This is a genomic window from Actinophytocola sp. (assembly GCF_045807065.1).
Classification (GTDB): Bacteria; Actinomycetota; Actinomycetes; order Mycobacteriales; family Pseudonocardiaceae; genus Actinophytocola.
The window spans coordinates 1-16,810 of record NZ_JBJMIE010000344.1; the positions used below are offsets into that span (position 1 = coordinate 1).

15 protein-coding genes are annotated in these 16,810 nt (G+C 70.2%); 11 read left to right on the plus strand and 4 right to left on the minus strand.

Features of this window, described 5'->3' with window-relative positions; translation table 11 throughout:
• The first annotated feature begins 231 nt into the window (after positions 1 to 231).
• On the plus strand, positions 232 to 1,347 hold the full coding sequence (locus ACJ73U_RS19940) for a glycosyltransferase family 2 protein (protein WP_407779165.1): 1,116 nt from the start codon (positions 232 to 234) through the stop codon (positions 1,345 to 1,347).
• Between the two features lie 31 nt (positions 1,348 to 1,378).
• Here the strand turns inward: ACJ73U_RS19940 and ACJ73U_RS19945 are convergent, their stop codons facing one another.
• The gene (locus tag ACJ73U_RS19945; protein ID WP_407779166.1) at positions 1,379 to 3,010 is read right to left on the minus strand and encodes a sodium:solute symporter; all 1,632 of its coding nucleotides are present in this window, start codon (positions 3,008 to 3,010) and stop codon (positions 1,379 to 1,381) included.
• The gene (locus tag ACJ73U_RS19950) at positions 2,997 to 4,133 is read right to left on the minus strand and encodes an anhydro-N-acetylmuramic acid kinase (RefSeq protein ID WP_407779167.1); all 1,137 of its coding nucleotides are present in this window, start codon (positions 4,131 to 4,133) and stop codon (positions 2,997 to 2,999) included. The genes ACJ73U_RS19945 and ACJ73U_RS19950 overlap by 14 nt, the downstream gene beginning before the upstream one ends.
• A 209-nt stretch (positions 4,134 to 4,342) precedes the next feature.
• Between ACJ73U_RS19950 and ngcE the strand changes: the two genes are divergently transcribed.
• The 3 genes from ngcE to ACJ73U_RS19965 are packed head-to-tail and all read left to right on the plus strand — an operon-like array spanning position 4,343 to position 7,675.
• The gene (gene ngcE / locus ACJ73U_RS19955; protein ID WP_407779168.1) at positions 4,343 to 5,773 is read left to right on the plus strand and encodes an N-acetylglucosamine/diacetylchitobiose ABC transporter substrate-binding protein; all 1,431 of its coding nucleotides are present in this window, start codon (positions 4,343 to 4,345) and stop codon (positions 5,771 to 5,773) included.
• Positions 5,774 to 5,783: 10 nt separating this feature from the next.
• A complete protein-coding gene (locus tag ACJ73U_RS19960) occupies positions 5,784 to 6,755 on the plus strand; it encodes a carbohydrate ABC transporter permease (protein WP_407779169.1) in 972 nt (323 codons plus the stop codon).
• Positions 6,752 to 7,675: a carbohydrate ABC transporter permease gene (locus ACJ73U_RS19965; protein WP_407779170.1), complete on the plus strand. Its 924-nt coding sequence runs from the start codon at positions 6,752 to 6,754 to the stop codon at positions 7,673 to 7,675. Before ACJ73U_RS19960 ends, ACJ73U_RS19965 begins: the two co-directional genes overlap by 4 nt.
• 37 nt (positions 7,676 to 7,712) lie before the next feature.
• Here ACJ73U_RS19965 and ACJ73U_RS19970 read toward each other — a convergent pair whose 3' ends face one another.
• Positions 7,713 to 7,961, minus strand: a complete 249-nt coding sequence (locus ACJ73U_RS19970) for a hypothetical protein (protein ID WP_407779171.1) — start codon at positions 7,959 to 7,961, stop codon at positions 7,713 to 7,715.
• The gene (locus ACJ73U_RS19975; RefSeq protein ID WP_407779172.1) at positions 7,958 to 8,347 is read right to left on the minus strand and encodes a hypothetical protein; all 390 of its coding nucleotides are present in this window, start codon (positions 8,345 to 8,347) and stop codon (positions 7,958 to 7,960) included. The genes ACJ73U_RS19970 and ACJ73U_RS19975 overlap by 4 nt, the downstream gene beginning before the upstream one ends.
• 262 nt (positions 8,348 to 8,609) lie before the next feature.
• Between ACJ73U_RS19975 and ftsY the strand changes: the two genes are divergently transcribed.
• The 7 genes from ftsY (at position 8,610) to ACJ73U_RS20010 (ending at position 16,800) form a co-directional block, all read left to right on the plus strand.
• A complete protein-coding gene (gene ftsY, locus ACJ73U_RS19980) occupies positions 8,610 to 9,947 on the plus strand; it encodes a signal recognition particle-docking protein FtsY (RefSeq protein WP_407779173.1) in 1,338 nt (445 codons plus the stop codon).
• 11 nt (positions 9,948 to 9,958) lie between these two features.
• A complete protein-coding gene (locus tag ACJ73U_RS19985) occupies positions 9,959 to 10,534 on the plus strand; it encodes a nitroreductase family protein (RefSeq protein WP_407779174.1) in 576 nt (191 codons plus the stop codon).
• A 105-nt stretch (positions 10,535 to 10,639) separates the two neighbouring features.
• The gene (aceB, locus tag ACJ73U_RS19990) at positions 10,640 to 12,208 is read left to right on the plus strand and encodes a malate synthase A (protein WP_407779175.1); all 1,569 of its coding nucleotides are present in this window, start codon (positions 10,640 to 10,642) and stop codon (positions 12,206 to 12,208) included.
• 2 nt (positions 12,209 to 12,210) lie between these two features.
• Positions 12,211 to 13,440: a DUF6986 family protein gene (locus ACJ73U_RS19995; RefSeq protein WP_407779176.1), complete on the plus strand. Its 1,230-nt coding sequence runs from the start codon at positions 12,211 to 12,213 to the stop codon at positions 13,438 to 13,440.
• A complete protein-coding gene (allB, locus tag ACJ73U_RS20000; protein WP_407779177.1) occupies positions 13,440 to 14,762 on the plus strand; it encodes an allantoinase AllB in 1,323 nt (440 codons plus the stop codon). Before ACJ73U_RS19995 ends, allB begins: the two co-directional genes overlap by 1 nt.
• On the plus strand, positions 14,762 to 15,856 hold the full coding sequence (gene alc / locus ACJ73U_RS20005) for an allantoicase (protein WP_407779178.1): 1,095 nt from the start codon (positions 14,762 to 14,764) through the stop codon (positions 15,854 to 15,856). Before allB ends, alc begins: the two co-directional genes overlap by 1 nt.
• Positions 15,853 to 16,800: an endonuclease/exonuclease/phosphatase family protein gene (locus tag ACJ73U_RS20010; RefSeq protein WP_407779179.1), complete on the plus strand. Its 948-nt coding sequence runs from the start codon at positions 15,853 to 15,855 to the stop codon at positions 16,798 to 16,800. The genes alc and ACJ73U_RS20010 overlap by 4 nt, the downstream gene beginning before the upstream one ends.
• Positions 16,801 to 16,810 lie beyond the last annotated feature (10 nt).

Consider the following 16,810-nt stretch of genomic DNA (forward strand, 5'->3'; position numbering starts at 1 on the left):
ACGACGATGCCTAACGTCCCTGGCGTAGGTCCTCGCCCGGAGCAGCCGCCGCAGCGGCCAAACCCAAATCCGCAGCAACCACCGCCCTCGCAGAACTGAGGCGACACTCGTCGCTTAGGATCTGAAAGCTCAGGGGCAGCAACCGATTTGTAACGGCGCTGCCCCTAGTTTTTGAGGTGGTAGCCATCCGCACACTAGCCACTTACCGTGTGTAACTTGTATCGTTCCTGCGTGAGCAACTCTCATCGACCAACTATTTCGGTCGCCATCATCACCTCGAATGAAGAGGCGAACCTTGGGCGAACGCTCGAAAGCGTCACCTGGGCCGATGAGGTAGTAGTGGTGGATTCGGGCTCGACCGATCGCACCTGCGAGATCGCACGCCAATTCCAGGCCAAGGTCTTCGTCGAGCCGTGGAAGGGCTTCGCCAGCCAGAAGAATTCCGCGATCCAAAAATGCACCGGCGACTGGATCCTGAGTCTGGATGCGGACGAAGAGGCGGGTAAGGAATTAGCGGCTGAGATTCAGAAAACGCTTCCCGCGCTATCGTCGGATCCATCCGGCCAAGAGCCGCGCGTTCGTGGCTTTCTCATTCCCCGCAAGAACTATTTCCTTGGTCGCTGGATACGACACGGCGGCTTTTACCCGGATAGAAAACTGCGTCTCTTCAAGCGGGGCAGCGGCAGATTTCTAGAACGCGCAGTCCATGAGACGGCCGAGGTGGACGGCGAGACCGCCCGCCTCACCCCGCTGGGGATGCTGATCATGCGGGAGGAGCTGGTCGAGGGCGGCATCGAGGTCCCGCTGCTCCCGCCGCCACCCGAGATGACCGCGGTCGACCTGCTGACCGTGGTCGGCGGCCGCGGCGACGAGGAGCTGTCGGACCTGGCCGACCGGTGGCTGTCGTCCCGCGAGCCGGCCGCCGCCGCGACCGAGCTGCTGTCGGCGGCCGCGGCGGCGTCGCCGGCTGGCCGCTTCTACGCCGTGACGATCCTGTCGAAGCTCCCGGACGTCCCGTGGTCGACGGTCCTGGCGGAGCCGGCACTGCGCCCGTACGCCCGCGACGCACTCGGCGAGCCCCGCGAACCGGCCGACCTGGCGTGGCTCCTGCTGGACGCGCTGGCGGCCAGCGCCGACGCGATGGGCGAACTGGACCCGGAAGCCGTCGAAGTGGTGTCGGCGGAAGCCCTCCCACCCGGCCACGAACAGGACATCCTGGCCGACGCCTGGCGGCTGCGCCACCCGATGGCCTACGAGGTCCTGACCCTGATCGGCACCCACCACCCGGACAAACAGCTGGCCAAGACCGCCCGCACCGCGGCCCACAAGGCCCGCTCGGCGACCTGACCGGCCAGGCGGGGACCCACCGCCACCTCACCTACGCGGCCTCGGCGACGGCCTCGTCCCTCGCGGGCGACGGTTCGGGTGCGTCGCGGTGCCGCAGTGACATCAACCCGCCCACCAGCAACGTCACGAACACACCCAGCGGCGTGTACCACCAGCTCGTCAACGCGCGTACGCCCGCCGCGGGCACGGCCGGCGAGAAGTCGACGCGGATCGACGTCCACCGCGCGTACCCGTTGGCCACCGGGTCCGCGGCCGCGGCGGGCCCGACGAACTTCACGCCCAGGATCACGAAGGTCATCACCGCCACCGTCACCACGAACGCCACCAGCCCGTCGACCTGGTCGGCCCGCCGGAACAGCAACCCCAGCAGGAACGCGCCCAGCAGCGCCCCGTACGTGTACCCCGTGATCCCGAGCGCCTGCACGACGATCGGATCCGCGGTCGTGGAGTTGGCCGTCGCGAACAGGCCCGCGCACACGATCAGCAGACCGGCCCACACCACCGTCCAGATCCGGCCGAGCCGCAGCCGCTGCTCGTCGGTCAGCACCCGTCGCGACACCCGCTCGTACACGTCGGTCACGGTCGCCGACGCCAGTGCCCCGAGTGACGACGACAGCGCCGCGGCCAGGATCCCCGCGATCACGAAGCCCGAGAGCCCCGACGGCAGCTCCGTCACGATGTAGTGCGCGAACAGCTCGTCCTTGTTCGCGAGGCCGAGGCCGCCCGCCGAGACCGGGTCCGCCGGCACCGCGGCCCGGTAGAACGCCCACATCAGCACGCCGATGAACAGGAAGAACGCGAACTGCAGGAACACCACCACGCCGCTCGCGATCAGCGCCTTCTGTGCCGCCCGCACGTCCCGCGTCGACATCAGCCGCTGCACGATCAGCTGGTCGACGCCGTGGGACGCCATCGCCAGCAGCGCGCCGCCGAAGAACGCGGCCAGGAACGGGTAGCCGCCGGTCAGCGGGTCCGACGAGAAGTCGAACAGCTGGAACTTCGCGGCGTCCGCGGCCGAACCGAACCAGCCCGACGGCAGCGCCCGCGCCAGCGCGACCACCACCACGACCCCGCCCAGGACGTACCAGACCATCTGGATCGCGTCGACCCACACGACCGCGCGCACGCCACCCACGAACGTGTAGAACACCATCGCGATGCCCAGGACGACCACGATCACCCAGTACGACGCGTGCACCCCGTAGGACGCCAGCACCACCCTGACGGGGATCGCGGTGGCGAACAGCCGGATGCCGTCCGCGAGCAGGCGGGTGAACTGGAACGTCACCGAGGCCGTGGCCCGCATCCCGTCGCCGTACCGCTTGCCGAGGAACGCGTACGCCGTCACCAGGTCACCCGCGATGTACCGCGGCAGCAACACGAACGACACCACGATCCGGCCCACGATGTACCCCAGCGCGAGCGTCAGGTACGTCATGCCACCGGCCGACGGCGGCGCCAGGTACGCGACCACCGGCACGGACAGCACGGTCAGCGTGGACGTCTCCGCCGACACGACCGACACGCACACGACCCACCACGAGATCTTCTTCTCGCTGACGAAGTAGTCGGTCGCCGACTTCTGGCGCCCGCCGATCAGGACGCCCAGCAGCGGCATCCCGACCAGGAACACCACGATGATCGCGACATCAAGCGCTCGCACGCGAACCTCCCTCGTGATCGACCACCCGCAGGCGGGCGACCTCGGCCGTCGCCGGCGCCGGCAGCCGCAGCGGCTCGGCGCCCGGCGTGACGCTGCCGAGCAGCCGGGTCGTCCCCGGCACGCCCGACCACGTCAGGAACCCCAGCAGCGCGGTCAGGTACGCCTCCTTCGCGCTCGACGGCAGTCCCAGGTCGTCACTCGTCTCCACGGAAGCAGGAGCCAGCCGCCGCCGCAACGCGGCCATCAGCGTCGGGTTGCGGACCCCGCCACCCGAGGCGACCACCCGCGTCACCCCGAGCAGGCGGCACGCGTCCGCGACCGTCACCGCCGTCAGCTCGACCAGGGTGGCCAGCAGGTCGTCGCCCGCGACGTGCCCGACCTCGGCCAGTGCCGCGGCGATGTGCTCGCGGTGGAAGTGCTCCTTGCCGGTCGACTTGGGCGGGTCGAGCTTGTAGTACGGGTCGGCGAGCAGCGCGTCCAGCAGGTCCGCGTCGACCTTGCCCTGCGCGGCCAGGTCGCCGTCGGTGTCCTGGTGCCACACCCCGCCCGAGATCATCCGCGCCGCCGCGTCCAGCAGCGCGTTGCCCGGCCCGGTGTCGAACGCGAGTGCCGGCCCGTCCGGTGTCACCACGGTGATGTTGGCGATCCCGCCGATGTTCAGCGCGGCGGTCGTGCCGGGCCGGCCGGCGAGCCACAGCCGGTCGAGCACGAGCGCGAGCGGGGCCCCGTGGCCGCCGGCCGCCACGTCCCGCGCCCGCAGGTCCGACACCACGGGTAACCCGGTCGCCTCCGCGATCCACGCGGGCTGGCCCAACTGCAGCGTGCCGAGGGCGCGGTCGCCGTCGACCCAGTGGTAGACCGTCTGTCCCAGCGAGGCCACGAGATCCGCGCGGCCACCCGCGATCGTGGCGAGCGCGTGCTCGGCCGTCGCGGCGAAGGCCTGCCCGACCGCGGTGTCCAGCTGGCAGACCTGCTGCGCCGTGGTCGCGTTCGGAGGAAGCGCGTCGAGCAGCGCGGTACGCAGTTCGGAAGGGTATGGCAGCTCCGTGTGTCCGATCGGTCGCAGATCGATGCCGTCACCGTTCAGCAACAGGTCGGCGACGGCGACGTCGACACCGTCCATGGACGTTCCGGACAGAAGCCCGATCACCCGGCAGAAGTTCACAGGGTTAGTGGCTAATGGACCCCGCCCCACCTCGCAAGACACCCGGTTAGTTCTTGACCAAATCGATGTTCAGGCAGTTGAGTATTGGCGGTTGACGCTATGGACCTGGACGCTAATGTGTCTCCCCATCGGGGGATCGGGCATCGTGACCACCACGAGGAGCGAGTATGACCAGTTTTTCGGCCGATTGGAGCAGGCGGAAGTTCCTGCGGGGGGCACTCGCGACCGGCGCGCTCGTGTTGCCGGGAACGGGCGTCCTCGCGGGCTGCGCCACGTCGGGGGGCGGCCAGGAACAGACACAGGGTGCGAAGTCCGAGAAGAACCCGCTCGGTGTGCCAGAGGACCAGCCGGTGGAGATCTACATCTTCAACGGCGGATTCGGCGACGAGTACGCCACGGCCGTCCACGAGCCGATGTTCAAGAAGGCGTACCCGAAGGCCGAGATCAAGCACAAGGCCGAGGTGGACATCAAGGGTGCGCTCCAGTCCCGCTTCGTCGCGGGCAACCCGCCGGACTTCGTGAACGACTCGGGCGACGGCCAGATCCCGCTGGGCCAGCTCGTGTCGGACAAGCAGCTGTACAACCTCAGCGACCTCTACGACGCGCCGAGCTGGGACAACCCGAACAAGAAGGTCCGCGACACGCTCGTGCCCGGTGCCGTCGCCGCGGGCACATTCGGCGCCAAGCCGTACGTCATGAACATGGCGCTGACCGTGTACGGCACCTGGTACAACAAGACCCTCTTCGACTCCAAGGGGTGGAAGCCACCCACCACCTGGGCGGAGATGACCTCGCTCTGTGCGGAGATCAAGGGCGCCGGCATCGCGCCGTGGACCTACCAGGGCATCCACGCCCGGTACATGGTCTGGCCGCTGCTCACCATGGCCGCCAAGCTCGCCGGGCCGGAGATCCTCGTCGACATCGACAACCTCAAGGAAGGCGCCTGGAGCCACGAGGCGATCAAGGAGTCGGCGAACGCGCTGCGCGGCCTGCGCACCAGCGGCTACATCCTCGAGGGCACCGAGGGCATGGACCACATCCAGTCGCAGGGCCAGTGGGTCAACGGCAAGGCCGCGTTCATCCCGTGCGGCTCGTGGCTGGAGAACGAGGAGAAGGACGTCACGCCGAAGTCCGGCTTCGAGTTCGCGGTGATGCCGGAGCCGCTGCTGTCCAAGGACGCCAAGATGCCGGTGGAGACGATCTACGCGGCCGCCGGCGAGCCCTACGTCGTGCCGGCGCAGGCGAAGAACCCGCGCGCCGGCCTCGAGTACATGCGGATCATGCTGTCCAAGGAGGGCGCGAAGGGCTTCACCGAGAAGGTCTCCAGCCTCACCGTGGTGCAGGGTGCCGCGGACGGCGTGCAGCTGCCGAAGGGCCTCGCCTCGGCGAAGAAGATGCTCGACGACGCCGGTGACAACGTGGTGAGCTGGATGTGGCCGGCCTGGTACGGGACGATGTGGAACCCGGGCATCAACGCCGTCATCGGCGACCTGATGACCGCCCGCAAGACCGTGGACGAGTTCTGCGCCGCGGCCGACGCGGAGGCCAAGAAGGTCCGCGACGACGACTCGATCACGAAGTACAAGCGCGAGAAGTGACGACGGAGAAGTGACGACGAAGACGGCGGCACGCGGGCGGGTCTCGAAACCGGGGCCCGCCCTGCAGCATGGCAAGTACCTGTTCATCGTCGTGTTCCTCGTCTTCCCGGTGGGGATCTACGGCCTGTTCACGCTCTCCCCGTACATCCAGGCGATCTTCATCTCGATGACCGACTGGACCGGGCTGACGGGCACCCAGAAGTTCGTCGGCCTGGCCAACTACTCGTGGCTCTTCGGCGACGACCAGTTCCTGGTGGCGCTCAAGAACAACGCGCTGCTGCTGCTCGTGGTCCCCGTGATCACGGTGCTGCTCGGGCTGTTCTTCGCGTCGATGCTGAACGTCGGCAGGCGCGGCAGGTCGGGGATCCAGGGCGTGCGCGGGTCGGCGGTCTACCGGATCGTCTACTTCTTCCCGCAGGTGCTCTCGGTGGCGATCATCGGCGTGCTGTTCAAGTACGTCTTCGCGCCCACCACGGCCGGCGGCATCCTGAACAGCGCGCTGCACGCGGTCGGGCTGGGCTCCCTGGCCGTGCCGTGGCTCGGCGATCCCGACTTCGCCTTCTGGTGCGTCGTCGTGGTGATGATCTGGTCGTTCGTCGGGTTCTACGTCGTGCTGTTCTCGGCGGCCATGCAGTCGATCCCGAAGGACATCTACGAGGCCGCCCTGCTCGACGGCGCCAGCCGGTACACGACCTTCCGGCACGTGACGCTGCCGCTGGTGTGGGACACCGTGCAGGTGGGCTGGGTGTACATGGCGATCCAGGCCATGGACGCGTTCGCCTACGTGCACATCATGCTCGGCATCTCCGGCGGTCCCTCCCGCGCCGGTGACGTGCTCGGCGTGGCGATGTACCGCACCGCGTTCAACGACTACCGGTTCGGCCGGGCGTCCGCGATCGGCGTGGTGCTGCTGCTCGTGACGCTGTTCGTGTCACTGGTGTTCCTGAGGTTCGCGCGGCGGGAGCGGGTGGAGCTGTCATGACGACCACTGTCGAACGGCCGGTGGCCGCGGCCGAGGTGCCGCGGCACCGGGCGCCCGGCGTCGGTGCGGGCGCGGGCGCCCTGAACCTGCTGAACGGCGCGTTCCTGCTCATCTGGGGCCTGCTCACGACGCTGCCGCTGCTGTGGGCGATGGTGTCGTCGTTCAAGACGAACAGCGAGTTCCTGAGCAGCCCGTTCGGCCTGCCGTCGGTGGCCAGGTTCGAGAACTTCGCGCGGGCGTGGACGGCGGCGAACATCGGCCAGTACTTCGTGAACAGCGTCATCGTCGTGGTGATCTCGGTCCCGCTGACGATGCTGCTCGGCGCGATGGCGGCCTACGTCTTGTCCCGCTACCAGTTCCCGGGGAACCGGATCATCTACTTCGCCTTCGTCGGCGGGCTGATCTTCCCGGTGTTCCTCGCGCTGGTCCCGCTGTTCTTCGTGGTGCGCAACCTCGGCACGGTCCCGGTGATCGGCCAGTTCCTCGGGCTCAACAGCTACCTGTCGCTCGCACTGGTCTACGTCGCGTTCTCGATGCCGTTCACGGTGTTCTTCCTGACGGCGTTCTTCCGCACCCAGCCGACGTCCATCGCGGAGGCGGCCATCGTGGACGGCTGTTCCCACTTCGGGCTGTTCTTCCGGGTGATGCTGCCGATGGCGAGGCCGGGGCTGATCAGCGTCGGGCTGTTCAACGTGCTGGGGCACTGGAACCAGTACGTGCTGCCGGTGGTGCTGATGAACGAGCCGGACAAGAAGGTGCTGGCCCAGGGCCTGGCGGCACTGGCGATCAGCCAGGGTTACCGGGGTGACTGGACCGCGCTGTTCGCCGGTCTGGTGATCGCGCTGCTGCCGGTGCTGATCGTGTACATCCTGTTCCAGCGGCAGGTGCAGGCCGGCCTGACGGCGGGCGTGTTGAAGTAGCCGCGGGGCCGGTGCTCACACCGGCCCCGCTTTTCCGCTACTTGAGCAGACCGCGCTGCTTGAGCAGCGCGCCCAGCTCGGTCATGAGCCCGGCCGGGTCGGCGGTGAACAGGCTGCTGAGCTTGTCCGCGACCTCGACGACCCTGACGGTTTGCTTCGGCCCGGCGACGATGCCGGACCAGAACTGGCCCGGCGCGGGCGCCTTGCCGGTGCTCTCCGGGGCACGCAGGTCGCCGACCGCCGCGCCCTGCAGCGCACCGTCCTCGATGATCACGGTCATGATCATGTGAGACCGCCTCCCTCCAGGTTGTGGACCGCCTGCACGCCGCCGTCGTTGCGGATCGTCACGAAGTACGTCGCGGCGCTGCCGGACAGGGACTTGCCGAAGTTGAAGTAGGTGTGCACCGCGCCGTTCTGCGGCGCGAGGATGTTGGGCGCGCCGATCTGGACGTGCCGGTCGTCGCCCCAGCCGAACGACCAGGTCGTGGCCCCACCGGGGTTCAGGATGACCCCGCCGCCGGCGTTGTCGAAACTGTTCGTGCCGACGTCCGACCGCGTTTCCGCGGCCGCCGCCGTGCCGGTCGTCAGCGCGACGGCCGCGCCGGCGCCGACCGCGCCGGCCGTTCTGATGAATTTCCTTCGATTCGTACGACCGCTGTCCTCATCGCTCATCTTGCCCCCAAGTGGGATGTGTTGGCTGGTCAGAACGATTCACGCTAGGACGGCGCCGACGCTGTCGGTAACCGTCCTTCGGGCACGAAAACGCGCCCAATTGTGCTTCTGTGGATATAGAAATAACTGTAGTGACAATTCATTTCAGATTAATCCCGGCGGTTGTCGGCCGGGTTGCGCCGGCCGCGCCCGGCGGCCGCGCGGGCACGGTGAACCGACCGGTCCTGACGTGCGGGTCGGGCGTTGATGCGAGGATGACGACGTGTCGAGCACCGTGATCGTGATCATCGTCGCCGTTGTCGTGCTGCTCGCGCTCGCCGTGGTGGCGGGTGTCGTGCTGAGCAGGCGACGGCGGATCGACCTGTCCGAGAAGCCGGCCGTCGAGGAGAAGCCGAAGGGCTACCAGGCCGGCGGCGGCATCAGCCTCGCGCCGGGCGGGCAACAGGCACCTCCCGCGGAGGAGGAGTCCGTGCTCGACCGGCCGGGCACCGTGCCGGCCGAGCCGGCGCTGATCGACGAGGTCATCCCACCCAAGGAGACACCGGACGAGGACGTCGTCCCGCCGGCACCCGTCGAGCCGGAGGAGTCCGTGCTCGACCGGCCGGGCACCGTCCCGGCGGAGCCGGCGCTGGTCGACGAGGTCACCGCGCCGCCGGTCGAGGAGATCGAGCCGGCGTCGGGCCGGCTGGAGCGGCTGCGCGGCCGGCTGTCCCGTTCCCGCTCGACACTCGGCCAGGGCCTCCTCGGCCTGCTCGGCGCCGGCGACCTCGACGAGGACTCCTGGACCGAGGTGGAGGACACCCTCCTGCTCGCCGACCTCGGCGCCGCCACGACCACCGAGATCGTCGAGCGGCTCCGCGAGGAGCTGGTCAGCCGCAAGGTCCGCACCGCCGACGAGGCGCGGGCGCTGCTCCGCGAGGTGCTCGTCGACGCGCTGCACCCCGGCATGGACCGCGCCGTCCGGGCGCTGCCGCACCAGAGCGACGGGACCAAGCTGCCGGCCGTCGTCCTGGTCACGGGCGTCAACGGCACCGGCAAGACCACCACGACGGGCAAGCTGGCCCGCGTCCTCGTCGCCGACGGGCGCACGGTCCTGCTCGGCGCGGCCGACACCTTCCGCGCGGCCGCCGTCGAACAGTTGGCCACCTGGGCCGAGCGGGTCGGCGCCGAGGTCGTCCGCGGCAAGGAGGGCGCCGACCCGGCCGCCGTCGCCTTCGACTCGGTCAAGCGTGGCGTCGAGTCGGGCGTGGACGCCGTCCTGGTCGACACCGCGGGTCGGCTGCACACCAAGACCGGCCTGATGGACGAGCTGGGCAAGGTCAAGCGGGTCGTGGAGAAGCAGACCAGGGTCGACGAGGTCCTGCTGGTCCTCGACGCGACCACCGGTCAGAACGGGCTCACCCAGGCCCGCGTGTTCGCCGAGGTCGTCGACGTCACCGGCATCGTGCTCACCAAGCTCGACGGCACGGCGAAGGGCGGCATCGTCTTCCAGGTCCAGCGCGAGCTGGGCGTGCCGGTCAAGCTGGTCGGTCTCGGCGAGGGCGCGGACGACCTCGCCCCGTTCGAGCCGACCGCGTTCGTCGACGCGCTACTCAACTGAAAGGGGGCGGGATGGAGTTCCAGGACGTCGTCCGCAAGCGCCGCATGGTGCGCCGGTTCCACGCGGACCGGCCCGTGCCTGCCGAGGTCAGGGACCGGATCCTGCACAACGCCACCCGCGGCCCGTCCGCGGGCTTCTCGCAGGGCCAGGCCTTCCTGGTGCTCGAGGGCGAGGAGCTGCGGAAGTTCTGGGCGCTGAACCCCCGGGAGAACGGGGTGTCCACCGCGCCGCTGCTGATCGTGCCGTTCGCGGCCAAGCACGTGTACCTGGACCGCTACGCCCAGCCGGACAAGGGCTGGGGCGACCGCGACGAGAAGCGCTGGCCGGTCCCGTTCTGGTACATCGACACCGGCATGGCCACGCTGCTCATCCTGCAGACGGTCGTCGACGAGGGCCTCGGCGCCCTGTACTTCGGCATCCTGCCCGAGCACGTCCAGCCGTTCCGCGAGCTGTACGGCGTACCGCCCGAGTACGAACCCATCGGCGCGGTCGCCATCGGCTACTCCGACGAGCCGGAGCAGTCCGGCTCACCTCGCACCCGCAAGCGCTTCGCGCTGGACGAGGTCGTGCACCACGGGCGCTGGTGAAGGACGCGTCCACATGTCGGCCACAGCCGAGGACGCGTTCCGCCGCACCGCCGTCCGGCGGACGAGACCGTGCGTTGCGGCGGTCGATGCTCCTAGGGTGTAGCCATGGTCGACATCCAGGTGCTCGGTGGTCCGGTCGAGCGAAGCCAGGAGATACTCACCCCTGAGGCGCTGGAGTTCCTCGCCAGCCTGCACGAGCGGTTCGCGGGCCGGCGTGACGAGCTCCTGGCGGCCCGTGCCGGCCGGCGGGAGGAGGCGTCCCGCACCGGCCGGCTGGACTTCCTCGCGGAGACCCGTGAGGTCCGCGAGTCCGACTGGCGGGTCGCGGCGGCACCGGGGGACCTCCAGGACCGGCGCGTCGAGATCACCGGGCCGACCGAGCGCAAGATGGCCATCAACGCGCTCAACTCGGGTGCCAAGGTCTGGCTGGCGGACCTGGAGGACGCCAACACCCCGCACTGGGAGAACGTGGTCGGCGGCCAGGTCAACCTCGCCGACGCCGTCCGCGAGACGATCGCGTTCACCTCGCCGGAGGGCAAGGAGTACGCGCTCAGGCCCGACGTGGCGCACGCCGTGATCGTCGTGCGCCCGCGTGGCTGGCACCTCGACGAGCGGCACCTCCGGATCGACGGCGAACCGGCCGTCGGCGCACTCGTCGACTTCGGGCTCTACTTCTTCCACAACGCGCGAGCCCTCCTCGACAAGGGCAGCGGCCCGTACTTCTACCTGCCGAAGATGGAGAGCCACCTCGAGGCCCGGCTCTGGAACGACGTCTTCACCCACGCGCAGCAGGCTCTGGGGATCCCGCACGGCACCATCCGCGCGACCGTGCTCATCGAGACCATCCCGGCCGCGTTCGAGATGGAGGAGATCCTCTACGAGCTGCGCGACCACGCCTCCGGCCTCAACGCCGGCCGCTGGGACTACCTGTTCAGCATCATCAAGTACTTCCGCGACGCCGGCACCGACTTCGTCCTGCCCGACCGCAACGACGTCACCATGACCGCGCCGTTCATGCGTGCCTACACCGAGCTGCTGGTCCGCACCTGCCACAGGCGCGGCGCGTTCGCGATGGGTGGCATGGCCGCGTTCATCCCCAACCGCCGCGACCCGGAGGTCACCGAGAAGGCGCTCGCCAAGGTGCACGAGGACAAGCGGCGCGAGGCGAACGACGGGTTCGACGGCTCGTGGGTCGCGCACCCGGACCTCGTGGGCATCTGCGACGAGGAGTTCACCAGGGTCCTCGGCGGCCGCCCCAACCAGCTCGACAAGCTCCGCGAGGACGTGCACGTCACCGCCGACCAGCTGCTCGACGTGAAGGCCACACCCGGCCGGGCGACCGCCGCCGGCCTGCGCGCCGCCGTCGACGTGGGCGTCCGCTACCTCGCGTCCTGGCTCGGCGGCAACGGCGCCGCCGCCATCCACAACCTCATGGAAGACGCCGCCACCGCGGAGATCTCGCGTTCGCAGGTGTGGCAGTGGGTGCGCAACGGGGTCACGCTCGCGGACGGCGCCACGGTCACCGCCGACCTCGTGCGGGACACCCTCGCCGACGTGCGCGCGGAGCTGGCCGACCTGCCGCACCTGGATACCGCCTGCGAGCTGTTCGAGCAGGTCGCGCTGGCCGACGACTACCCCGATTTCCTGACACTGCCCGCCTACGAGCGGATCTGAGGGTGCGCACCTCCCTGGACGCCGCGACGCTCACGGGGATCGCGCGCCGGCTGTCCCTCGTGGACGACAGCCGCAGGGTCCGGTACCCGGGCGACTCGGGGGACAGGCAGCCGGTGCACACCTGTTACGTGCCGGCCGACGCGGTCACCGACGACCTGCCGGTCCAGTGGGGCGCAGCCGCGCTCGCCCTGCTGGAGGAGCACGCGCCGGGACCGCTCGCGTTCGCGGAGGTCCTCGGCCTGCCACCCGCGCTCGTGGAACCCGTGCACGAGAAGGTGGTCGCGAAGCTCGCGACGGAACCGGTGGAGGACTTGCGGATCGACTTCGAGGACGGCTACGGCTTCCGGTCCGAGGCGGTCGAGGACGAGGACGCCGTGCGCTGCGCGGGCCTCGCCGGCGTCATCGACGTGCCGCGGGTGGGCATCCGGTTCAAGTCGTTCGAGTACTTCGAGCGCGGGATCCGCACGCTGGACCTGTTCCTGACCAACCTGGTGACCGTGCCGGACGGGCTGACCCTGACATTCCCGAAGGTCACCGCCGTCGAGCAGGTGACCGCGCTGTGCGAGCTGCTCGGGCTGCTGGAGGACCGGCTCGGCCTGCCCGCCGGGCGGCTGCGGTTCGAGATCCAGATCGAGACCACGCAGTCCGTCCTGGACTCGACCGGTGCGTTCGCCATCCCCCGGTTCATCGCCGCCGGGCAGGGGCGGGTCAGCGCACTGCACTTCGGCACCTACGACTACACGGCCGCGTGCGGCCTGTCCGCCGGCGAGCAGCACCTCGCCCACGCCGCGTGCGACTTCGCCAGGAACGTCATGCAGGTCAGCGCCGCCGGCACGGGCGTCCGGTTGTCCGACGGCTCGACGAACGTGCTGCCGGTGGGCGACCGCGACACCGTGCACGAGGCGTGGCGCGAGCACTTCCGGCTGACGCTGCGCTCACTGCGACACGGCTTCTACCAGGGCTGGGACCTGCACCCGGGGCAGCTGGTCACCCGCTACGCCGCGAACTACGCGTTCTACCTCGGCAACGCGGCGGCCGACGGCAGGCGGCTGCGGGCGTACGTGGCGAAGGCGGACGCCGGCGTCCTGGACGAACCCGCGACCGCGCAGGCGCTCGCCATGTCCATGCGGCGCGCGATGGACTGCGGCGCCCTGTCGGCCGCGGAGGTGGAACAGCTGTGCGAGCTGTCCACGGCGGACCTGGACGCCCTGGTCCGGCGGGAGGTCCGGTAGTGGATCTCATCGTCCGCGCCCGCCGGATCATCACCCCCGAGGGCGAGCGGTCGGGTGCGGTCGGCATCCGCGACGGCGTGATCGTGGCGGTCGAGCCGGAGCTGGACGGCCCGGTGTTCGTGGACCTGGCCGACGACGAGGTGCTGTTACCCGGCCTCGTGGACACGCACGTCCACGTCAACGACCCGGGCCGCAGCGAGTGGGAGGGCTTCGAGACCGCCACCCGTGCCGCCGCGGCCGGCGGTGTGACCACGATCGTGGACATGCCGCTCAACAGCGTGCCGCCGACGGTGGACGTGCCGGCACTGGACATCAAGCGGGCCACGGCCTTCGGGCACACCTACGTCGACGTCGGCTTCTGGGCCGGTGCCGTGCCGGGCAACCGCACCGAGCTGCCGGCACTGCACGCCGCGGGGGTGTTCGGGTTCAAGTGCTTCCTCCTGGACTCGGGCGTCGCGGAGTTCGGGCACCTCTCGACCGGCCAGCTGGCGGCCGCGCTGGCGACGCTCCGCGACCTCGACGCGCTGATGATCGTGCACGCCGAGGACCCGGAGCTGATCGAGCGCGCCCCGGCCCCGCACGGCCGCGCGTACCAGGACTTCCTGGCGTCGCGGCCCAAGGACGCCGAGCACCGGGCGATCGCGACGGTGCTCGACCTCGCCCGGCGGCACGACGCCCGCGTGCACGTGGTGCACCTGTCCTCGGCGGACGCGCTGCCGATGATCGCCGCCGCCCGGCGCGACGGCGTGGCCGTCACGGTCGAGACCTGCCCGCACTACCTGACGCTGACCGCGGAGGAGGTGCCTGACGGGGCGACGCAGTTCAAGTGCTGCCCGCCGATCCGCGAGGCCGCGAACCAGGACCTGCTCTGGCAGGGGCTGCGGGACGGCGTGATCGACTGCGTGGTGAGCGACCACTCGCCCTGCACACCCGACCTGAAACGCTTCGACACCGGCGACTTCGGCCAGGCGTGGGGCGGGATCGCCGGCCTGCAGCTGGGGCTGCCCGCGGTGTGGACCGCGGCGCTGAAGCGGGGAGTCCCGCTGACCGAGGTGGTGGGCTGGATGTCCACTGCCCCCGCGCAACTGGTCGGCCTGACGGGCAAGGGCGCGATCGAACCGGGCCGGGACGCGGACCTCGCCGTGTTCGCGCCCGGCGAGGAGTTCACCGTGGACGCCGCGAAACTCTTCCACCGCAACGCCGTCTCCGCCTACCACGGCCGCACGCTGACCGGCGTGGTGCGCCGGACGTGGCTGCGGGGCCGCGAGGTGGGCGGCGGTGCCAACGGCGGCGCGCCGCACGGGAAGCTGCTGGAGCGCTGATGGAGTTCACCGGGTTGCCCGAGCTCGCGTCGCGTCGCGTTGGTGGGTCGGTCGTGTGGGCGAACGACGAGCTGTTCGCGGAGAAGGAGAACCTGGTCCGCGGGTCCGAGCCCGTGTTCCAGCCGTCGACGTTCGGCCACAGGGGACAGGTCTACGACGGCTGGGAGACGCGGCGGCGCCGCGAGCCGGGCGTCGACCAGGCGGTGATCAGGCTGGGGCTGCCGGGTGTCGTGCGGGGGATCGTCGTGGACACCTCGTACTTCACCGGCAACTACCCGCCGTTCTGCTGGGTCGACGGCGCGGCCGTGGAGGGCTACCCGTCACCGGCCGAGCTGTCCGAGGTGGACTGGCAGCCGCTCGTCCCGCGCTCACCCCTGCTGGGCGACACCAAGAACCCGTTCGAGGTCGACGACCCCCAGCGCTTCACCCACGTCCGGCTGACCATCGACCCCGACGGTGGCGTCGCGCGGCTGCGGGTGCACGGCGTCCCGGTCGCCGACCCGCGCTTCCTCGACCTCGGCTCGCTGGACCTGGCCGCGCTGGAGAACGGCGCCGGGATCGATGCCTGCAGCAACGAGTTCTACTCGTCGCCGGCGAACCTGATCTCGCCCGGCCTCGCCGCCGTGATGGGGGAGGGCTGGGAGACCGCCCGCCGCCGCGACGACGGCAACGACTGGGTCTCGGTGCGGTTGGCGGCCGAGGGCGTGGTGCGGCTCGCTGAGCTGGACACCAGCCACTTCAAGGGGAACGCACCGGGCTGTGCGGCGCTGCGCGGTCTGGCCGGCGGCGAGTGGGTGGAGCTGCTGCCGAGGACCCGCCTCCAGCCCGACACCCGGCACCGCTTCCCGGTCGCGGTCGGCGCCGCCGTCACCCACGTGCGGATGGACGTCCACCCGGACGGCGGCATGGCCCGCCTGCGGCTGCACGGCACGCTCACCGAGGCCGGTCGCCGCGACCTGATCCTGCGGTGGTTCAACCGGTTGCCCGCCACGCAGGCACTCGCGATCCTCGCCGTCCGGTCGCCGGTGGACGCCGCGGCGGTGGTGGCGTCCCGCCCGCTCGACGAGGTCCCCCCGGCCCTGGCGGCGCTATGAGGACGCTGATCCCCGTGCTGATCCCCGTGCTGGCCGCGGTGCTGGTCGCCGGTTGCGGTACCGCCACCGGTCCGGGTCCGGCCACATCGGAGCCGCTGCCGCCGCCGAACGACACCGTCCGCGTGGTCGACCTGAACGCCGCCATGGGTTACCGGTCGGGCCCGGGCAACCCCGGCGGCACCGACGCGACGCACGACGACCTCGTCCTGCTCGCCAGGGACATCCTCGGCAACGGCGGCGACGTCGCGAACCTGCAGGAGATGGCGCTGCCCGCGGCGCGACAGCTGCGGGACATCCTGCGCGACCTGACCGGCGACGAGTGGCAGCTGAACTGGGCGCACGCCGCCTACGCCTCCTTCTACGCCGGCAGGTCGAAGGGCGAGCGGCCGGTGTACGACCACGTCTCGTCGGGCGACGCCCAGCTCGTCCGCATCGGCGACGGCATCACCGGCCAGCGGCCGATCACCCTGGACGACGCGAACGACGACCAGGGCATCGTGCTGCCGTCGGGCGGGCGGGCGTTCCAGGGCGCGGAGATCACCACGAGCTGGGGTGCGGTCGACGTCTACAACACCCACCTCGCGCTGCACCAGCAGGTGTCCGACCAGGACCGCGCCGCGGACGTGCGCCGGATCCAGGAGACCACCGAGTCCCGCCCCGACCCGACGGTGATCACGGGCGACTTCAACCAGACCATCGACGTCCCGGACCCGAACCGGCTGACCATGGCCGCGATCCAGGCGTTCATGACGACCTACGGGTACACCGACGTGGCCGAGGACAAGGGTGTGACGATCGACCAGAAGAACCCGGAGCAGGACCGCAGGCGCATCGACTACATCCTCACCAGGGGTCTCCGGACGACGAACACGGTCCGCCTGGTGAGCCACGAGTCCGATCACTGGGGTCTGGCCACCACGATCGAGCGGAGTGCGCGGCAGTGAGGTTTGTGGT